The sequence below is a fragment of the Leifsonia poae genome, assembly GCF_027921845.1.
Classification (GTDB): domain Bacteria; phylum Actinomycetota; class Actinomycetes; order Actinomycetales; family Microbacteriaceae; genus Leifsonia; species Leifsonia poae.
In genome coordinates this window covers 1-16,056 of sequence record NZ_BSEN01000009.1, presented here as the reverse complement: position 1 = coordinate 16,056, position 16,056 = coordinate 1, and the positions used below count along the sequence as shown (strand labels likewise).

The 16,056-nt window shown below is 65.6% G+C and carries 18 protein-coding genes; 9 read left to right on the top strand and 9 right to left on the bottom strand.

Translation table 11 applies throughout. The features are described 5' to 3' along the window. Window positions 1-198 precede the first annotated feature (198 nt). Together PKE84_RS10450 and PKE84_RS10445 are read left to right on the top strand one after the other, a co-directional pair. Window positions 199-630: a hypothetical protein gene (locus PKE84_RS10450; RefSeq protein ID WP_271177184.1), complete on the top strand. Its 432-nt coding sequence runs from the start codon at window positions 199-201 to the stop codon at window positions 628-630. Further along, window positions 630-1,520 (top strand): CPBP family intramembrane glutamic endopeptidase, encoded by an 891-nt coding sequence (locus PKE84_RS10445; protein ID WP_271177183.1) that lies wholly within the window; start codon window positions 630-632, stop codon window positions 1,518-1,520. Before PKE84_RS10450 ends, PKE84_RS10445 begins: the two co-directional genes overlap by 1 nt. A 178-nt stretch (window positions 1,521-1,698) precedes the next feature. Here PKE84_RS10445 and PKE84_RS10440 read toward each other — a convergent pair whose 3' ends face one another. The 3 genes from PKE84_RS10440 to PKE84_RS10430 all read right to left on the bottom strand — a co-directional run bounded on the left by PKE84_RS10440 (window position 1,699) and on the right by PKE84_RS10430 (window position 4,706). Beyond that, window positions 1,699-2,007, bottom strand: coding sequence for a hypothetical protein (locus PKE84_RS10440; protein WP_271177182.1), 309 nt, complete (start codon window positions 2,005-2,007; stop codon window positions 1,699-1,701). Window positions 2,008-2,447: 440 nt separating this feature from the next. After that, entirely contained in the window at window positions 2,448-3,611 is a 1,164-nt protein-coding gene (locus PKE84_RS10435; protein ID WP_271177181.1) for a DUF8173 domain-containing protein, read from the bottom strand. Window positions 3,612-4,286: 675 nt separating this feature from the next. Further along, entirely contained in the window at window positions 4,287-4,706 is a 420-nt protein-coding gene (locus tag PKE84_RS10430) for a MarR family winged helix-turn-helix transcriptional regulator (protein WP_271177180.1), read from the bottom strand. A 50-nt stretch (window positions 4,707-4,756) separates the two neighbouring features. Here PKE84_RS10430 and PKE84_RS10425 point away from each other — a divergent pair, with 50 nt between their 5' ends. After that, on the top strand, window positions 4,757-5,533 hold the full coding sequence (locus PKE84_RS10425; RefSeq protein WP_271177179.1) for an alpha/beta fold hydrolase: 777 nt from the start codon (window positions 4,757-4,759) through the stop codon (window positions 5,531-5,533). Window positions 5,534-5,886: 353 nt separating this feature from the next. Here PKE84_RS10425 and PKE84_RS10420 read toward each other — a convergent pair whose 3' ends face one another. Further along, window positions 5,887-7,152, bottom strand: a complete 1,266-nt coding sequence (locus tag PKE84_RS10420; protein WP_271177178.1) for a cation:proton antiporter — start codon at window positions 7,150-7,152, stop codon at window positions 5,887-5,889. 161 nt (window positions 7,153-7,313) lie between these two features. Here PKE84_RS10420 and PKE84_RS10415 point away from each other — a divergent pair, with 161 nt between their 5' ends. Continuing rightward, window positions 7,314-8,033 (top strand): VIT1/CCC1 transporter family protein, encoded by a 720-nt coding sequence (locus tag PKE84_RS10415; protein WP_271177177.1) that lies wholly within the window; start codon window positions 7,314-7,316, stop codon window positions 8,031-8,033. An 87-nt stretch (window positions 8,034-8,120) separates the two neighbouring features. Here PKE84_RS10415 and PKE84_RS10410 read toward each other — a convergent pair whose 3' ends face one another. From PKE84_RS10410 to PKE84_RS10395, 4 genes are read right to left on the bottom strand one after another with little or no spacing between them, the layout of a single operon-like run. Then, window positions 8,121-8,348: a ferredoxin gene (locus PKE84_RS10410; RefSeq protein ID WP_271177176.1), complete on the bottom strand. Its 228-nt coding sequence runs from the start codon at window positions 8,346-8,348 to the stop codon at window positions 8,121-8,123. A 3-nt stretch (window positions 8,349-8,351) separates the two neighbouring features. Beyond that, entirely contained in the window at window positions 8,352-9,599 is a 1,248-nt protein-coding gene (locus PKE84_RS10405; RefSeq protein WP_271177175.1) for an NADH-ubiquinone oxidoreductase-F iron-sulfur binding region domain-containing protein, read from the bottom strand. After that, entirely contained in the window at window positions 9,596-10,171 is a 576-nt protein-coding gene (locus PKE84_RS10400; protein WP_271177174.1) for a ferric reductase-like transmembrane domain-containing protein, read from the bottom strand. Before PKE84_RS10400 ends, PKE84_RS10405 begins: the two co-directional genes overlap by 4 nt. Beyond that, complete coding sequence (locus PKE84_RS10395; RefSeq protein ID WP_271177173.1) at window positions 10,168-11,157, bottom strand: FAD:protein FMN transferase; 990 nt, start codon at window positions 11,155-11,157, stop codon at window positions 10,168-10,170. The genes PKE84_RS10400 and PKE84_RS10395 overlap by 4 nt, the downstream gene beginning before the upstream one ends. 56 nt (window positions 11,158-11,213) lie before the next feature. Between PKE84_RS10395 and PKE84_RS10390 the strand changes: the two genes are divergently transcribed. Beyond that, window positions 11,214-11,375, top strand: coding sequence for a hypothetical protein (locus PKE84_RS10390; protein ID WP_271177172.1), 162 nt, complete (start codon window positions 11,214-11,216; stop codon window positions 11,373-11,375). A 430-nt stretch (window positions 11,376-11,805) separates the two neighbouring features. Here the strand turns inward: PKE84_RS10390 and PKE84_RS10385 are convergent, their stop codons facing one another. Beyond that, window positions 11,806-12,681, bottom strand: a complete 876-nt coding sequence (locus tag PKE84_RS10385) for a ketopantoate reductase family protein (protein WP_271177171.1) — start codon at window positions 12,679-12,681, stop codon at window positions 11,806-11,808. Between the two features lie 275 nt (window positions 12,682-12,956). On the opposite strand from PKE84_RS10385, the gene PKE84_RS10380 reads away from it, so the two are divergent. The 4 genes from PKE84_RS10380 (at window position 12,957) to PKE84_RS10365 (ending at window position 15,655) form a co-directional block, all read left to right on the top strand. Continuing rightward, on the top strand, window positions 12,957-13,487 hold the full coding sequence (locus PKE84_RS10380; RefSeq protein WP_271177170.1) for an SRPBCC family protein: 531 nt from the start codon (window positions 12,957-12,959) through the stop codon (window positions 13,485-13,487). Next, window positions 13,420-14,100: a class I SAM-dependent methyltransferase gene (locus PKE84_RS10375; protein ID WP_271177169.1), complete on the top strand. Its 681-nt coding sequence runs from the start codon at window positions 13,420-13,422 to the stop codon at window positions 14,098-14,100. Before PKE84_RS10380 ends, PKE84_RS10375 begins: the two co-directional genes overlap by 68 nt. A 134-nt stretch (window positions 14,101-14,234) precedes the next feature. Next, complete coding sequence (locus PKE84_RS10370) at window positions 14,235-14,615, top strand: ArsR/SmtB family transcription factor (RefSeq protein WP_271177262.1); 381 nt, start codon at window positions 14,235-14,237, stop codon at window positions 14,613-14,615. Beyond that, window positions 14,612-15,655 carry a cation diffusion facilitator family transporter gene (locus tag PKE84_RS10365; RefSeq protein WP_271177168.1) on the top strand — a complete coding sequence of 348 codons (1,044 nt, stop codon included), beginning with the start codon at window positions 14,612-14,614 and terminating at the stop codon, window positions 15,653-15,655. The genes PKE84_RS10370 and PKE84_RS10365 overlap by 4 nt, the downstream gene beginning before the upstream one ends. The last annotated feature ends 401 nt before the right edge of the window (window positions 15,656-16,056 follow it).

Here is a 16,056-nt window from a genome sequence, read left to right as displayed (position 1 = left end):
GTTCGGTACGGAGGTGTCGCACCCGCTACAGCAAGAACTTCCTCGGGTGGGCGGGACCTTCGCCTCTCACGGCTGTCCGATGAGCGCAGTTGGATGGCAGAGCAGGGCGTCCGCTGGACGCACCGAGGGCACTTCTGACGGAATGCTCTCTGACGAAGATCGGAGCCCAGAATGTGGCAAGCACGTCTCAGGTCGGCGGTGTTCTGGTCGCTGGTGGTCGTCACTGCCTTCAACGCGGTCTCTGCGGTGGTCGGGGGGATCGCGATCTTGGCGACGGGTGGCCTGGGAATGCCTGCCAGCATGCTCGACGACGGGCCGTTCACGAGCTTCACCTGGCCAGGGCTGATCCTGCTTGTCGTGATCGGGGGAAGCCAGGTTGTCGCCGGAATGCAGTTAATCGGCCGCCGTCCGTCCGCGTTGCTGTGGTCGGCGGTGGCTGGCTTCGGAATGCTCATCTGGATCTTCGTCGAGACGGGGATCATTCGTGGAATGTCCTGGTTGCAGGCGCTCTACTTCGCGAGCGGGACGCTCCAGCTGGTTCTCGTTCTGGCGCTGTTGGGTGCCGCCGGTTGGCTTCCTCGTACGTCTCTGCCCTCCCGGCGGACCGCGAGTGCGGGGCACGGCGACTGATGACCGCTGCGCCGGGTGTGCATGGCCGCGATGTCGGCCACCGCACGACCGTCCCGCGCCTCGGCCGCGCGGTGGCCGTGTTCGTGGGAGTGACGTTTGGCTTCAGCTGGCTCATTTCGCTGCCGCTCGTGCTCGCGCCTCCGCTGACGGTGATGCCGTGGTATTTCTATCTGGGCGAACTCGGGCCGGCGGTCGGGGCTGTCGCAGCGACCCTCGTGCTGCGGCCCACCGGCGGGCTCAACGGGTGGGCACGACGCACGTTCTCGTTCACGGGCATCGGCCGGGCGCTGATCGTGGCGGTCGTATCGCTCATCCTTTATCTCGGGATCGGCTTGGTCGTTGAGCAGCTCACCGAAGGCTCCCTCGATCGCCTGCCGTTGATCGGCTTAACCTCGAAGCTGCCGGGGATTCCTGCGATCGTCGTCTTGCTGATCTGGGTGCTCACCAGTGGTCTCGGTGAGGAGACAGGATGGCGCGGCTGGCTCATGCCGACGCTCACCGGTCGTTTCGGCTTCATCTCCGCGGCGCTGGTGGTCGCGGCGGTGTGGATGCTTTGGCACGTGCCGCAATTCCTCTTCAACCCCGGCTTCCGCGGAATGGGCTGGGCGGCGATCGGTTGGGCGCTCGCCCTCGTCGCCGGTTCATTCTGGTTGGGCTGGCTGGCCAGGCTTGGACGGTGGAGCATCATCCCCGTCGTGCTCTGGCACGGGGGATTCGACCTGATCACGTCCGGCGATCTCGGTCCCGCAAGCTTGCCAGCCACGGTGAGCACCATCGTGATCGTGCAGGCGCTCGTCGTGGTCGCGATCCTGATCGTTCGCGGTGAGCGACGCGGCCGCCTCGCACACACCGATCGGCGGGACGCACCAGGAGACGCCGCCAACCGGTGAACTTGCGCGCGACCGCCCTACCTGCGCGCTGTCCGCCGCCAAGGCAACGCGTCAGAGAAGCAACTAGAGGCGCTGCCCAATACGGCCCATGTTGTTGGCGATCGGACTGGGGTGGCCCGACCGCGGTAGCTATCGCGGAAACCCGGAACGGGTCGCAGGCGTAGATCAGTTGTTGGACTCAGTCGTCCATGAACTCTCTGAGCGCAGCAGCGACTTCCTCTTCACTGGAGCCCGTGGCTTCCGCCAACTGGTCGACAAGCCACAGCATGGACACGATTGTGGCGCCCAACAGGTCGCTCGCGTCAACGCGGACGGTGTCGGCATCAGGGTGGGTCGTCACAGTGACGGCCCCGAGGTCACCGAGGGTTTCCAGCGCGAGAGATACCGCGCGCGCATTCTGTGTGTCGTCCCCGTCGGCGTCGTACGCCATGACTGCGTCAATGAGAACGTGGGCGATCTGTCGACCGCTTTCTGGGACGTAGGGCATAGGTCAAGAGTGGCACGGGCATCCGACAGTGAAGGCGTTAAGGCTCGTCGGCGGGAAAGACGATCGAACTCATCACGTATGGCCTGCGACCTGACTCCGGGGCGTTGGTGGTGAGCGGGGCGACGATCCGACCCATCTCTGCCAGCACCGCCTCGAGCTCGTCCAGCGTGAGCCAGAGTGTGCCTTGGCGATGGCCGACGGAGTCGGTAACCGGGTTGGAGCAGGGGCGGTCGAGTTGGGCGTTGAACTAGGCGATCAGGTCTGCCATGGCGGCGGCGAACCCGTTTCGATGTTCGGCTGTCGTCATCGCGGCACTCGCTTCGGGAGTGACGGTCGGCCGGTCGGGCGGCAACCGATAGGACCTCTCAACCGCGCCGCGCCCCTGCGCCCTGCGCTCGTCGCCGGCCTCGATCATTCCCCCGTCGAGGAGCCGCCCGACGTTACATCGGCTGCGCACCTGCCGGCGGAGCCGGAGACACCGCGCTCGTCGGCGGCGCTGGCACGTCGGCAGCCGCCGGGTGATCCGGTGTCACCACCCTCGACGTCGTGCTCCACGGACGCTGCCGCTGGATCGCCAGAAGCTGTGCGCCGAGGCCGAAGAACACCATGGCGAGCCAGACAATGATGTTGAGCCACGGGATCTGCAACCCAACGATCAGGATCAGGCCGCCGATGAACGTTTGGAGCACCGGGTGGTGGGCGCCCCGGAGCACGACGCGTCCGAGGTAATGAGCGCTGAACACGAACGTCGCCAACGTCATCACCGTCCACACCAGCAGGCCCGCAAGTGAGAGGGGTGCGCCGATGATGGTCACCAGCAGGAAGAACAGCGCGAACGGAACGATGAGGGCTGCCACAAATCCAACCAGCAGGGCCCGCCACGGCGACGGGATCAGCTGGTCGGTGACGCGTTGTAGCACGCGCGGGAGGAGGAGCCCGGCGGCGACGGTGATGAGGCTCAACGCGACGAGGGCGTAGAGGAGGCCGAGGGACCAGCCCAGGAGCACGGCCCATGGGGAGATCTCGACCGGGGTCGACGGTTGCGGCCGGATATGCTGCACGACGCCGCTGACCGCCCCATCGGCGATGTGCGCAATGTTCTGGCTGGAGTAGGTGACGTCTCCGCCGACCGTCCCGTCGATGCGGAGGTCGCCCGCGCTGACCAGGAGGTCCCTGCCGACATCGCCCGCGATCCGGATGGCGCTCGCAGTGGCCACGATGTCGTTCTCGACCCTTCCCTGCCCCCCGACGATCAGGTTCGAGGCGAAGATTGTCCCGCTGCGCGTGACGTCGCCGCTGATGGTGACGTCCTGACCTGCTAGCCGCACGTTCCCGTCGACATGACCGCTAATCGTCACGGTCTGTGCCGCCGCGATCACGTCGCCGGTGACGTCGCCGCTGATCGTGACGCTCTGGCCTGCGGCGTACACGTCGCCGATGACCGAGTCGGAGACGTCTACCGTGACGCCGCTGTAGAAGTGTGGTCCCTCGCCGTTCGCGGCCTGCAGCGGTGGGGCGGCGGCGGCGCCCCCGAGGGTGATGACCAGAAATCCGGCTGTGGCCGTCGCTGCGGTCAGCTGGAAAGTGCGCGACCAAATACTCATTTCAGGGATCTCCCGGCAGTTTGGTGGATCCCCTCAGGATGTCGGCGCGGAGCGAAGGTCAGTAGGGCCATAGGTCCTAGATTCGGGGGGAGACGATCGCGACGCACCGTTCACGTTTTGCCGAAAGTTGTGACAGAACGGGGTACTGCGCGTGCGCTGAGAGCTGGGGCTCGCCGGCGCCATCGGCAGTCCTGGGGATCCTCCGAGGTCAAGGTTCCTTTGGATCCAACACGTACGCGTCACAGGCTTTTCGAATGCGTTCCGGATCGTTTCGAGATGTCAATTTGAGTGACTCCCACGCGCGAACGACGCGCCGTTCGGCTTCTTCGTCTGAATCGTCAGGGAAAAGAAAATCGGCCATGGCTGCTCCTCTGGTGGGGCCGGAGCCGCACCCAGGGCATGGGGGCACAGATTGTGCCGCGAAGAACTGTGTTCGCTGCCGTATCCTCCCAGCAACTGTCCCGCGTGTTGAGACTACGCCGACCCAAGCCCGAAATACCCATGCAGTAGAACCTTGGCCGGGTCGGCTACAGCTGCGACTCACGTTTGCGAATGACCTCGCACCTCTTAGAGCTAGCACCCGGGCGATCTAGCCACAGCCTTCTCAGTGAATCTATTCTCGGAGGGCAGGGGAGCAGCGCCGAGGAACGCTCACCGGGTGGGTCTTTCGGACGATCATGAGGACGGCGCATCTGTTGTCAGGACCTGGAGCGCCTCGAGCAGCGCCGCGCGTTGCTCCTCGTCGAGAGGCGCGAAGAGCTCGTCCAACACCCCGAACGCTATCTGGTAGCCCTCCCTGAGAGCTGCACGTCCCGATTCGGTCAGCGCGTGCTCGAGCCGACGACCTTGGCCCGCTGACCGAGCGATGAGACCACGGGCGAGGAGTCGGCTCGCAAGGGTGCCGAACGACTGGTCGCTCTGGAATGTCGCGATGGCGAGGTCGTGCCCGGACGCGTGGGGCATTCGCTCGATGGCACGTAACGCGTCCCACTGCACGAGGCTGATGCCGATATCTCGAAGCGCGGCATCCATCGTGCGATGGTTCCGAAACTGCGCGCGTTTGATCGCCTGACCGAGTACTTCCAGGTTCGTCACGGTGCTACTGTATCAACAACAGTATATAAGTATGTTGATTTAGGAGCATGATGAGCCTCACCTTTCTCGAAGACCTCCCCGTCATCCAGGCTGGCGACCCTGCGTCGCGAACGGCGCTCGTACTTCACGGCGGCGGCGGACCGCAGACCGTTGCCCCGATCGTGGGACACCTCGCCTCGACCATGCACGCTTTCGCGCCGACGCACCCCGGATGGGACGGGACGCCACTCCCCGACTCGGTCACCTCGGTCGCAGACCTCGCATCCGGTTACCTCGCCCGCTTGTTCGACCGCGGAGAGCGTGACGTCGCGCTGATCGGTTCCTCGATCGGCGGGTGGATCGCACTCGAGATGGCGTTGCAGGCCGCCGCCGACGGCCGATACGCCGGGCTTATCGGCGCCGTGGTCGACATCGACGGCGTCGGAGCAGTCGTCGAGGGTGAGCCGATCGCGGACTTCTTCACCCTCGATGCTCGCGGTCTCGCCGAGGTTGCCTGGCATGACCCTGACCGCGGCTACCTGGACCCTGGCCTATTGACCGACGCGCAGCGCGCCATCCAGCAAGCGAACGGTCGCACGATGGCCGCCATCACCGGCGCCGGAATGAGCGACCCCGCCCTGCTCGGTCGGCTCGGTGCCGTTCAGATCCCGACCCTGATGGTGTGGGGCGCAAGCGACCGAATCGTCACACCGAAATACGGACGGGCAGTCGCTCACGCGCTTCCCGGCGCGCAGTTCGTAGAGATCCCCGAAGCCGGGCACCTTCCCCACCTGGAAGCGCCGGAAGCAACATGGGCGGCGATCGACCCATTCCTCGCGTGGTCCTAACTGGCGTCCCTAAGCGTTCCACGCCAGCGCCACGATCTCCAGGCCGATCCCGGTCCGGCGCAACCGGATGGCGTTGGTTTCGCTCACCCTCTGACCTTATGCGGGCCGGGAACCGAAGCCGCACGCTTGCGGCGCGACCATTGCTGGATCGAACGCCTCTGGTGTGCTGTCTTCGCATGTCTTTTCCGATCCGACAGCCGCGGTGACGGGCGCATTCCGATCGCGTCGGCGGCCGGCCTGACCTGTGCCGCCCGCACGCCGCAGCCGGAGTAGTTGTCTTTGGCCTGCGGTCGGGCGGAAGCAGCCTTTCCGCGAAAGACCGAGCCGATCTGCGAACCCGCTCTCGGCGTCCTTCAGTCGTGCGCGCGTTTTCGTGCCCGCGGCGCATCCTCGGCGTTCGCCGGGTCTTGTTCGCGGCGCTCGAATCGTCTGCCGAGCGGCCCTGCTGAGATCCCGTGTGCGACGACGCTCAAAAGTACCGTGAGCGTGACGGCCGCGATGGCTGTATCGACCACGTCGGATGTCCCGAGTTGTTCGATCGCGATGAGCGCGAATACCACTGATGCCAGGCCGCGGGGGCCGAACCAGCCCATGAACAGGACGGTTGCGCGATCGTCTGGCGTGCTGATGAGGGCGAGCGCGACCGGGAGGATGCGGAGCACGGTCAGGCTCAGGAAGGCATAGAGGAGAACTGTCAGCGAGAAGTGCTCGAAAGCGAGAGGGACGAGGACCGCTCCGAAGAAGAACCACACGACCAGTGCTAGGAGTTCGCCTCCGAGCTCGGGAAGCTCCGTGAGCGTATCCCTGTCGGGAATCGATCGCGGCAGCGCCGATCCGAAGGTGATGCCGGCGACAAAAGCTGCGATGAAGCCATTGCCGTCGAGCGTGATCGTCACGGTGAAGCTTGCGACGGCCGCTGCCAGCGCGGCGAGCCGTCGCCCTCCTGGCTGGGTCCATCCGAAGCGTGATCCGAGACCGATGAGCCCGGCGGCGGCGAACCCGATCGCTGTTCCGACCACAATTCCGAGGCCCAACTCGAACAAGGGTCGGATGACGACCTCCGCGTGCTCGTCGCCGCTCACGCCGAGCTGCCCGGCGGCTACGGCGAGGCAGAACACCACGATTGGTGTGACGATTCCGTCGTTCAAGCCGCTCTCGACGTTGAGCGCGCGGCGAACGCTCAGCGGAAGGGAAGCGTCGTTGATCACTTGCGAGCTGAGGGCCGCATCGGTCGGGGCAAGAGCGGCACCGACGAAACCGGCGAGCGCCCAGGTGAAGTCGTGAAAGATCAACGCCGCGGTAACACTGCCCAGAATGACGGTGAGGGGGAGTCCAATGCCGAGAAGTCGTGATGGCACCAGAAGGTTCCTGCGAAGAACAGAGAGGTTCACCCGAGCAGCATCGGAGAAGAGAAGGAGTGCGAGGGTGATCTCGGCGAGAGCGTGGACAGACGGGGCATCGACCTCGACAGGAACGAGGCCCCACTGATCGTTGGCCAGAAGGAATCCGGCTGCCGTGAAGAACAGCGGGCCGGTGACATTCCACTTGGCGAGCCGCTCGGAGACGACGGACCAGCCCAAAACGAGAACCGCGAGAACAGCCAGCGTAAGGTCGCTCATCGCATCGCTCGCATCCTGGATCGGGAGCCCCTCGATCCGATGGTAGCCGTCGCATGAAATGAAGCAGCGCTGTTTCGCTGACTCGGGCGGAGCGTGGCGGGCCCAGTGAGGGTTTCCTTAGCTTCCTGGTGGGTCCGCTGGAGGGTCCTTAGGCTGTGCCCATGACTGGACTCAACGGTGGGCACCCTGGCGAACCGCATAAGCAAGGGCTCGCGCAACGCTTGAATTGGCTTCGCGCCGGCGTGCTCGGCGCGAACGATGGCATCGTGTCGGTCGCGGCCGTGGTTGTTGGCGTGGCCAGTGCCACACCGATGGCGGCGGCGATCCTGACGGCCGGGCTCGCAGCCCTAGTGGGTGGGGCGATCTCGATGGCGTTGGGAGAGTACGTTTCCGTCAGCAGCCAGCGTGACAGCGAGCATGCGTTGATTCTGAAGGAGAGCCGCGAGCTTTCTGAAATGCCAGAGGAGGAGCTCGCCGAACTGACTGGCCTTTATGAGGCTCGCGGACTTCGCCCCGAGCCCGCACGGCAGGTCGCGGTCGAGCTGACCGAGCATGACGCACTGGCCGCGCATCTGTCGGTAGAGCTTGGGATCGATCAGAGCGATGTGGTGAGCCCGTGGCGTGCCGCGTTCGCCTCGGCGATCGCATTCACGATCGGCGGTGTGCTTCCGCTGCTGACGATTCTTCTGCCCGGCGGGGTGCGTATTGTCGTGACCTTCATTGTTGTGCTGGTCGCGTTGGCCATCACCGGCTATGTTGCCGCGTGGATCGGTGGCAGTTCGCGTGGCAGGGCGATGCTTCGCGTGGTGGTCGGAGGTGCACTCGCGCTTGCGGCCACATTCGCCATCGGCGCCCTTCTCGGCACCACCGGGATGGTGTAAGCGCCAGAGGGCGTGCACCATCAGCGCAGCGACCACAGTCGGATAGGGGGGGGGCGAGCTGACCGCCGTTCTTCCTGGAGGCACTAATCAGTCGGCGCGGAGCAGTTTCAGGGCGAGGACGGGGCACATGCGAACGGCCTCTCTTGCGTCGTCGATTTCTGCGGAGCGGATCGGGATGTTGGTTCGTGACAATGCCCGGCGCGACAGTGGGTAGCCCCAGTCGTCCCGGGTGATGGCGTCTTCGAGGATCTCTGCACACAGGCCCCGTCCGTCGCAGCGAGTCCAGTCGATGTGCAGAGTGTGCTGTGGCGACATGATTCAGCCCTCCTGCCGCGTGCAATGGCCGTGCCCGTGGGCTCGGACGTCTGCGGCGAAGACGGTGAGCGCGCTGCGCACGAGCCGCACGGTTCCGTCTGGGTGGTGACACACGCCACGGCCGACGATGAGGTCGGAGAGCCGGATCAACTCGGCGGCGTTCGTGGCTGGTGAGATGCCGGCTGCCAGTTCGCTCAGCCGGGAAGCCATCGTCGGGAGCCCGAACATGCACGGACCGCACTGCCGCGCGGACTCTCCCGCGAGGTACTCGGTGATTTCCGCCGTCGCGGTGAGACCGCAGGACCCGCGTCCAAGAACGTGCACGATTCCGGCGCCGGGTTGGGCGCCGAAGGAGGCGAGGTCGGATGGCGCGAGGGTGGCGTCGAGGGCCGCCGGCCCCACCCACGAGCCGTGGTAGCCACCGATCAGGGCGGCGGCCACGGAGCGCGGGTCTGTCTTCGTGGTCTGCAGGATCTGTGCGATCGTGGTGTCGGTCGTCACCTCGAAGACGCCCTGCCGTTCGACATCGCCGGAGACCGTGACGAGCCGCGTTCCTGGATCGTCTGACGCGCCGATGCTCCGGAACCAGTGAGCGCCGTAGCGGGCGATGAGCGCGACGTGGGCGAGCGTCTCGACGTTCTGCAGCAGCGTCGGCCGACCTTTCAGGCCAGACTCCGTCATCCGTGCCATGCGGTCGGTCGGGCGAGGATCGTCGTTCTCGATGGCGTTGACGACCGCGCTTGCCTCACCGGAAATGAAAGAATCCGCCGCTTCGACGACCTCGATTCCGCGACTGTCATCGCGTTCACCGATCGCCCGTTCGACGGATTCCAGCGAGCCACGCCCGACGTACAGGATGGTGTTTCGTGCACCCACGGTGTGCGCAGCGACGAGCAGCCCGTCGATCACGAGGTGGGGCGCATTCTGCAGCAGGACTTCGTCCTTCCAGCTCAGCGGTTCCCCCTCCGCGCCGTTGCCGATCACGATCGGAGAGCGGCCGCGGCGTCGAGAGTGGACGCTGCTGCTGGCGGAGGCAACCTTGCGCCAGGTCGCGAACCCGGCTCCGCCGCGCCCGGTCAGCCGCGACGCCTCCAGCTCGGAGAGCATGCTGCTGCGCTCCGGAAGCGACAGGGCACCGAAGGTGCGCAGATGGGTGGCGAAGTCCGCCTCATGGCCAGCGGCGAGGAGGCGACGGACGCCGGCCGGCCGTTGGTGCGTTGCCGGTGCGGCGGGGTCGTACATCATGGTCATCGCACAGCCTTCCTCTCCATCACGGAGGACCGACGCGCGGCGGAGGTCTCGAGATATCCAGCCGACAATCGCCAGATGATGGCGGCGCCGACGATCACCGTGGATCCGATCGCGAGCACGAGGAACCAACGGTCCAGCCCATTCGTGCCATTGCCGATGCCATGCAGAACTGCGATCGGCCACATGGCGTAGGTGAACCAGTGCACGAAACGGAAAGCGCGGTGCCCGATGCGTGACCGTAGAAGCCCGGTCACCACGACCGCGATCACCAGGTCGAACGCCACTGTTCCCAGTCCCTGCCAGAACGGTTTGAATGCGCCGACGAACGGGAGCACGAGATCGACCGGGTTCAGTTTGGCGTAGGAGTCGAACAGGAGTGTGCCGACGTGGAGCACCAGAAACACAACGGCGAGCAGCGAAGCGTTGCGGTGGACTAGTGACACAGAGAATCGCGGAAGCCCCGGGAGTGGGCGCCCCGAGCGTGTCACGATTCCGAGCAGGAGGGTGACCGTGAAGAGGACAAGGGCGATGATCCCGCTGGCCCGCCCGAACGCCCAAAGCATTTCGCTCATCGGGACGCTCCGCTCATATTCGGGACCGCAGCTCCGGGCTCAGGCTCCGGCCAGTCTCCGACCGTGATGACACGGCCGTCGAGGTCGACGAGGCGGGCGTCTGCGCCGCGCGTGGCCAACCATCCGACGGCCGTGTGGCCCCGCACGATCGCGGCTGTGCTGAGCGCATTCGCCATTAAGCAGGTCGAGGCGGCGACGCTGACCGAACGCCACACGGGGACGACGGGTACCCCGAACGCAGGGTCGAGGATGTGCTGCACCGGCCGCCCTTCATGCATCCAGCGACGCTTCTGCGTGCTCGAGGTTGCCAGGCACACGCCGGACGGGAGGTGAACTTGTTGCGCCGGGTCGTCGTCGAGGTCCTGCACCGTGATCTCCCATCCGCCGGAGCCAGCCGGTCCAGCAGTCGCGATGTCTCCGCCGAGCGAGACGAGAACTCGCGCGCGGAGGACGTCCGTGATCCGCTGCGCGATGAGGTCAGCCGCAAACGCTTTCGCTGTCGCGCCGAGATCGAGCGTGATCCCGGCGGGGATGCTCAGCCGGCAGCCATCGAGGCGGACGCGGGGCCACGCGGACTCACGGACCCTGGCGGAGACCGAGAACCCCTGCCTGGGGGAGTTGTCTGGAACAGGCGGAAGGAGGGCCGCGTCGCGGTCGTATCCCCAGGCGGCCAGGTCGTTTCCGAGTGTCGGGTCGACGCTGCCATCCGTGGCTGCGGCGACGCGAATGGCGGCTTCCACCAGTTGGGCGAGCAGCGGCGAGACATCGACTCCGTCGACGATCCGCCGGTCGCGTGAGAGGCGGGACAGTTCCGACATGTCGTCGAAGCGGCTGCAGGCCGCGGTGACATCGGCCAGGACCACCTGAGCCAGTGCGACAGCAGCTGTCAGAGCGTCTGAGCGGCCGACGGCAATGGATGCGTCCGTGCCCCACACCGGCCAGTCGAACCGTGCAGGGCCCTGGTCAGGATCCGGATGATCGACCACTGCTCTGCCCTCCCTGGCTCGGCTGAACGCTCGTGCCCTGCGACTGGTCGGAGGAGGTGCCGGACGTATTTTGGGAGGAGGATCCCGACGAGCTGTCGGAGGAAGAGCCCGTCGACGATTCGTCCGGCGTACCAGTGGAATCCGATCGGTCGCCCGTCGAGGTCGACGAGGAAGATGACGATCCTCCGGTCGTGGAGGTGGTGTTCGTCCCGGTGTAGAGGAAACCGGATACGATCCCGGCCGTGGCGAGGCTCCCGGCCCCGACGATCCCGGTCAGCCAGCCGACGATCTTTCTGCCGCGCGTTCGTGTGCTCATCTGGACACTTCCCCGTTCGTAGTCGATACCTCAACGATCCGGTGCATTTCTTGGCGAACTCTTACTCCACCTGCAAGCGCGCTGACGATGCCCTGTCGGTCTGCATTGAGACGGCGCAATGACCGGCGCCCATACGTCATGGGGACGATCGAGCATCGTTATGACCGTGTCGATCTGACGACTCTGTGACAACAGTTTGATGCGATCAGACAGCGTTCAAGAGTGGCCCGACGGCGCAAGAACTGTTGAGCTGCCTGGGATGGCAGTCTCCTTTCACGCGGTTCCTGGGCTGGGCCAGGGTTCGAAGCCCGCGCCCTCCACGGGGGATCGACTCACGGGACGACCGGTGTGGTGATGAGGGCGATGTCGTGCTGCAGTGCGGGAAGTTCAGTGTCTCTGGATGCCATGGAATGCGGGAGGAGGGCGACGCGGCCGAGGGGGCCGGATAGTTGGTGCATCCAATAGGCGGTGGCGAACCAGACGGGCAAGCGTAGGAAGATCAGTCGAAGCGATTTGGGCGTGACCTGGGTGCCCGTGCGGTGGAGGGCGCGCAGGTCTTTACGGATACGGAGCACGAGCTTTCGAGTCTTATTCCGATTCGCGGCGAGGGCTGCCAGATCACCGTTCTCCGCGACGATCGCGGATTCGATCGCACAAATGAAGACGGCGTGCGACTCGAGCCATGACGTCATGTCGGGTACGACAGCGGTTCGAAAACCAGCTGAGTTCAAAACGTCGGCAACGGTTGAGGAATCTGGGCCGACTTGGATCGTGGTTGGTTGTTGGCGCACATCGATGAATTCAACAACTCCCTGATCGTTGATCCTGCCGCCGATCCCAGGGAAGGCGGCAACATATCGTCGGGGTCCGACGACCTTTGCGAGGAAGTCGAGTCCGACGGGGAGATCGATCAGGCTGACGATGATGTGAGCGTGGATCTTCCCGATCGCGGAGGCGGCCCCTTCAATCTGGTCGCGCCGCACCGCGATGAACGCGAGATCGAACTGATCGACCGTGCTGACGTCGGTTACGACGGCCAATTGTGCGTCCACCGGCGGTTGGCCCTCGGGGGCTATGCGCACGCCCGAAGCGGCCAATTGAACCGCGGTTGGTCCACGGGCCAGCAGCGTCACTACGTGTCCCGCGAGGCTCAATCGAGCGCTGTACACCCGGCCGATCACTCCTGCACCAAAGACCAGGATCCTCATTTCGACTTCCTCGATCGGGGCGGGGAGCAGCTAGGGATAGCTGAAGCCCTGCCGACATCCGCCGCGGGATGTACGCGGTAGGTCCTCCGTTCACCACGCACAGGATGACGCTGTTGCCCCTGTCGGTGTAGGGGCGAAAGGCCTGCGGAGACGGAGGATTCGCGAGACACGGGTGGCAAATGAACCAAATGCGTTCCAGCTTCGTGTAACCCTCTGAGGAGAAAAGCAGGCCTCGGGCTGACGCAACCGGACGTCGCCGACCCGAAGCCGACCACATGACATTCAGAACCGAGAGCCACATCGAGGTCGCCGGGAGCATCGGTGACGCGTGGACCTATTTGTGCGACGTCGGACGGTGGCCGGAGTGGGCGCCGACGGTGCTCGAATGCTGGATTCGCGGTGGCGGTCCGTTGCAACCCGGCGCGTGGGTGGAGCAGCGGGCCAGGGACCTGGGGTGGAATCACCGGCGGTGTGAGCAGGTGGCAGCCGTCGACGCGCCTCGCTCCATGGCCTTCGCCGGCACGATCGGAACATCGGTAGCGCGCTGGGGAATGGAGTTCCAGCCGGCAGGAGACGAGCACACGAATGCCATGATGTGGGTCGCGGTCGACCTGGCGAACATCATGCGCGTCATCCCTGGCCATGCCCTGCAAGGCCGGATCCAGCGGGTGAGCGATATCGAGATGGCGGCGATCAAGGTCGCGGTCGAGGCAGACGTGCAGGCAGGAAGGGGTCGCCGTGAGCCAGGCAGACAGGACGCGAGAGCGTTTGATCGAGACCTACCGCAAGAAGGCCAAGCACTATGATGTGACCTCGCGGCTCTACCCCGCGCCCGGCTACCCGCAGCACGCGCAGCGCGCGCGCGCTGTGCGTGCACTCGGCCTCCGCCCGGGTGACACGGTGATCGACGTCGCCTGCGGCACCGGCCTCAACTTCCCGCTGCTCGAGCAGGCCATCGGCTCTGGCGGCCGACTGGTCGGCGTCGATCTGACCGATGCGATGCTCGAACGCGCTGAGGATCGGGTCGAGGCGTACGGGTGGAGAAACGTGTGCCTGGTGCGGAACGACGCGGCACAGTTCGACTTCCCTGGCGACGTCCATGCGATCCTCTCAACCTACGCCCTGACGCAGGTGCCCGGACGCGAACAGGTCATCGCCCACGGTGCCGCGGCCCTCCGCGCCGGTGGTCGCTGGGTGGTGCTGGATCTCAAGATCCCCGATAGCACCCCGAGGTGGCTGTCGAAGGTCGGGGTTGCGGTGGTGCACACGTCAGGCTCCCTCGATGAGTGGGTAGCGCGCCGACCGTGGGAGACGATCCGCGAGGCCATGCAGGCGAGTCTGGAGGATCTCACCTGGACAGAACTCTGCTTCGGAACGGCGTTCCTCGCCGCCGGGTTGGGCCTCGACCGCGGCAGGTGATGCACTGGGTTGTGGGGGCTTCGGTGATGCGGCTGTCGTGCATCAGGTCCGTACATGATGAGATGAGCGCTGCCGAGCACACCCGTCAGGTGAGCAATTTGCATCCAGCCTGGTTTTATGGCTTTAATCTGCGTATGGATGCAGATAAAGCAGTATGCGGGCGACTTCCTGATAGCCAGTTCGTCGAACTCGCCGTGGAAGTGTTCGGCATGCTCGCCGACGCGACCCGAGTGCGGATCGTCCTCGCGCTCAAGGATGCGGGCGAGCTGTCCGTGAACCACCTCGCCGACATCCTGGACAAGCAGCCCGCCTCGGTCTCCCAGCACCTCGCGAAGCTCCGCCTGGCGCGGATTGTCTCGACCCGACAGGACGGCCAGCGGGTGTTCTACCGTTTGGAGAACGAGCACGCCAGCCGACTGGTGACCGATGCGATCTTCCAGGCCGAGCACTCGCTCGGCGGAACACCGCGCCACCATCACACCGAGGCCGCGCTCGGCGCGGAGGCGACCGCGTGAGCGCGACACATACCCACGATCATCTTCACGCTCACTCGCATGACCATCACGGCGGGCACGGCCACGACCATGAGCACGGCCACGAGCATCCGACCGGCTTGAAAGGCTTCCTGTACGGGTTGTTCGTCCCGCACTCGCACGACGCCGCCGACTCGATCGACGATGCCCTGGAGGCGAGCACAGGGGGCGTCCGCGCGCTGAAGATCAGCCTGTTCGTGCTACTGGGCACAACGCTCTTGCAAGCCGTCATCGTCGCCTTCAGTGGATCCGTGGCCCTCCTGGCCGACACCGTGCATAACTTCTCCGACGCGCTCACGGCCGTGCCGCTCTGGGTTGCGTTTGTGCTCGGTCGCCGCGTCGCATCGCGCCGCTACACCTACGGGTACGGGCGTGCTGAGGATATTGCCGGCTTGTTCATCATCGCCGTTGTGGCGCTGTCAGCGGTCGTCGCTGCGTGGCAGTCGATCGATCGACTCTTCCATCCGCATCCGCTCGAAAACCTCGGCTGGGTGATTGTCGCGGGCGTCATCGGCTTCGCGGGCAACGAAGCAGTCGCGATCTACCGCATCCGGGTCGGGCAGCGCATCGGCTCGGCTGCGCTCGTCGCGGACGGCGTCCACGCCCGTATCGACGGGTTCACGTCCCTCGCTGTCGTGCTCGGCGCGCTCGGAGTCATGCTCGGCTTCCCGCTTGCCGACCCGCTCGTCGGCCTGCTCATCTCCGCGGCGATTATCGTCCTGCTCTGGGGCACCGTTCGCAGCATCGGTCGCCGCCTTCTTGATGTGATCGAGCCGGCGCTCGTCGACCAGCTCGAGCACGCGCTCGAAGGGACTCCAGGGGTGGCAGCCGTGCCTCGGGTACAGCTGCGATGGGTTGGGCACCGTCTCCAGGGCGGCGCGCAGATCGTCGTGAACGCGGACCGCCTCTCGGAGGCACACGCAGTTATGAACGCCGCTCGTGCCCATGCTCGGGAACACCTGCGCAACCTCGATGAGCTGCAGCTCGAGGTAGTACCAGCGGTACCGGCTACGCCGTCGTGACTTCGCGGAACGGGTCCGACTAGGGTCGGTGGTGGGTCCGTCACGGGAGCCTCCCTGCGGAGGATCCCTGACCGCACACCTAGCTGGCTGTTGATACTCGAAGGCGCCGTGGAGCAGGCGTCGCCTCCCTCAGCGAGAGGGTCGCGTGACGCCATGGGAGACGATTTACAAGGCTATGCAGGCGACCCTGGAGGATCTCGCCTGGGGTGAGCTGTGCTTCGGAACGGCATGGGTGGGTGCGCCGGCGACATCTGGGGCGATGCGCCATCAGTAATCTCCGAGCAGCGCGGCCAGGTTTTCGAGCAACTGTCCCCATCCGATCTCGAGCCCTCCCAACGCTGATGCTGCGGCCGGGCTGGTGTCGTCGACGCGGATGGTGAGCAGCAGGTCGGTCGTGTTGT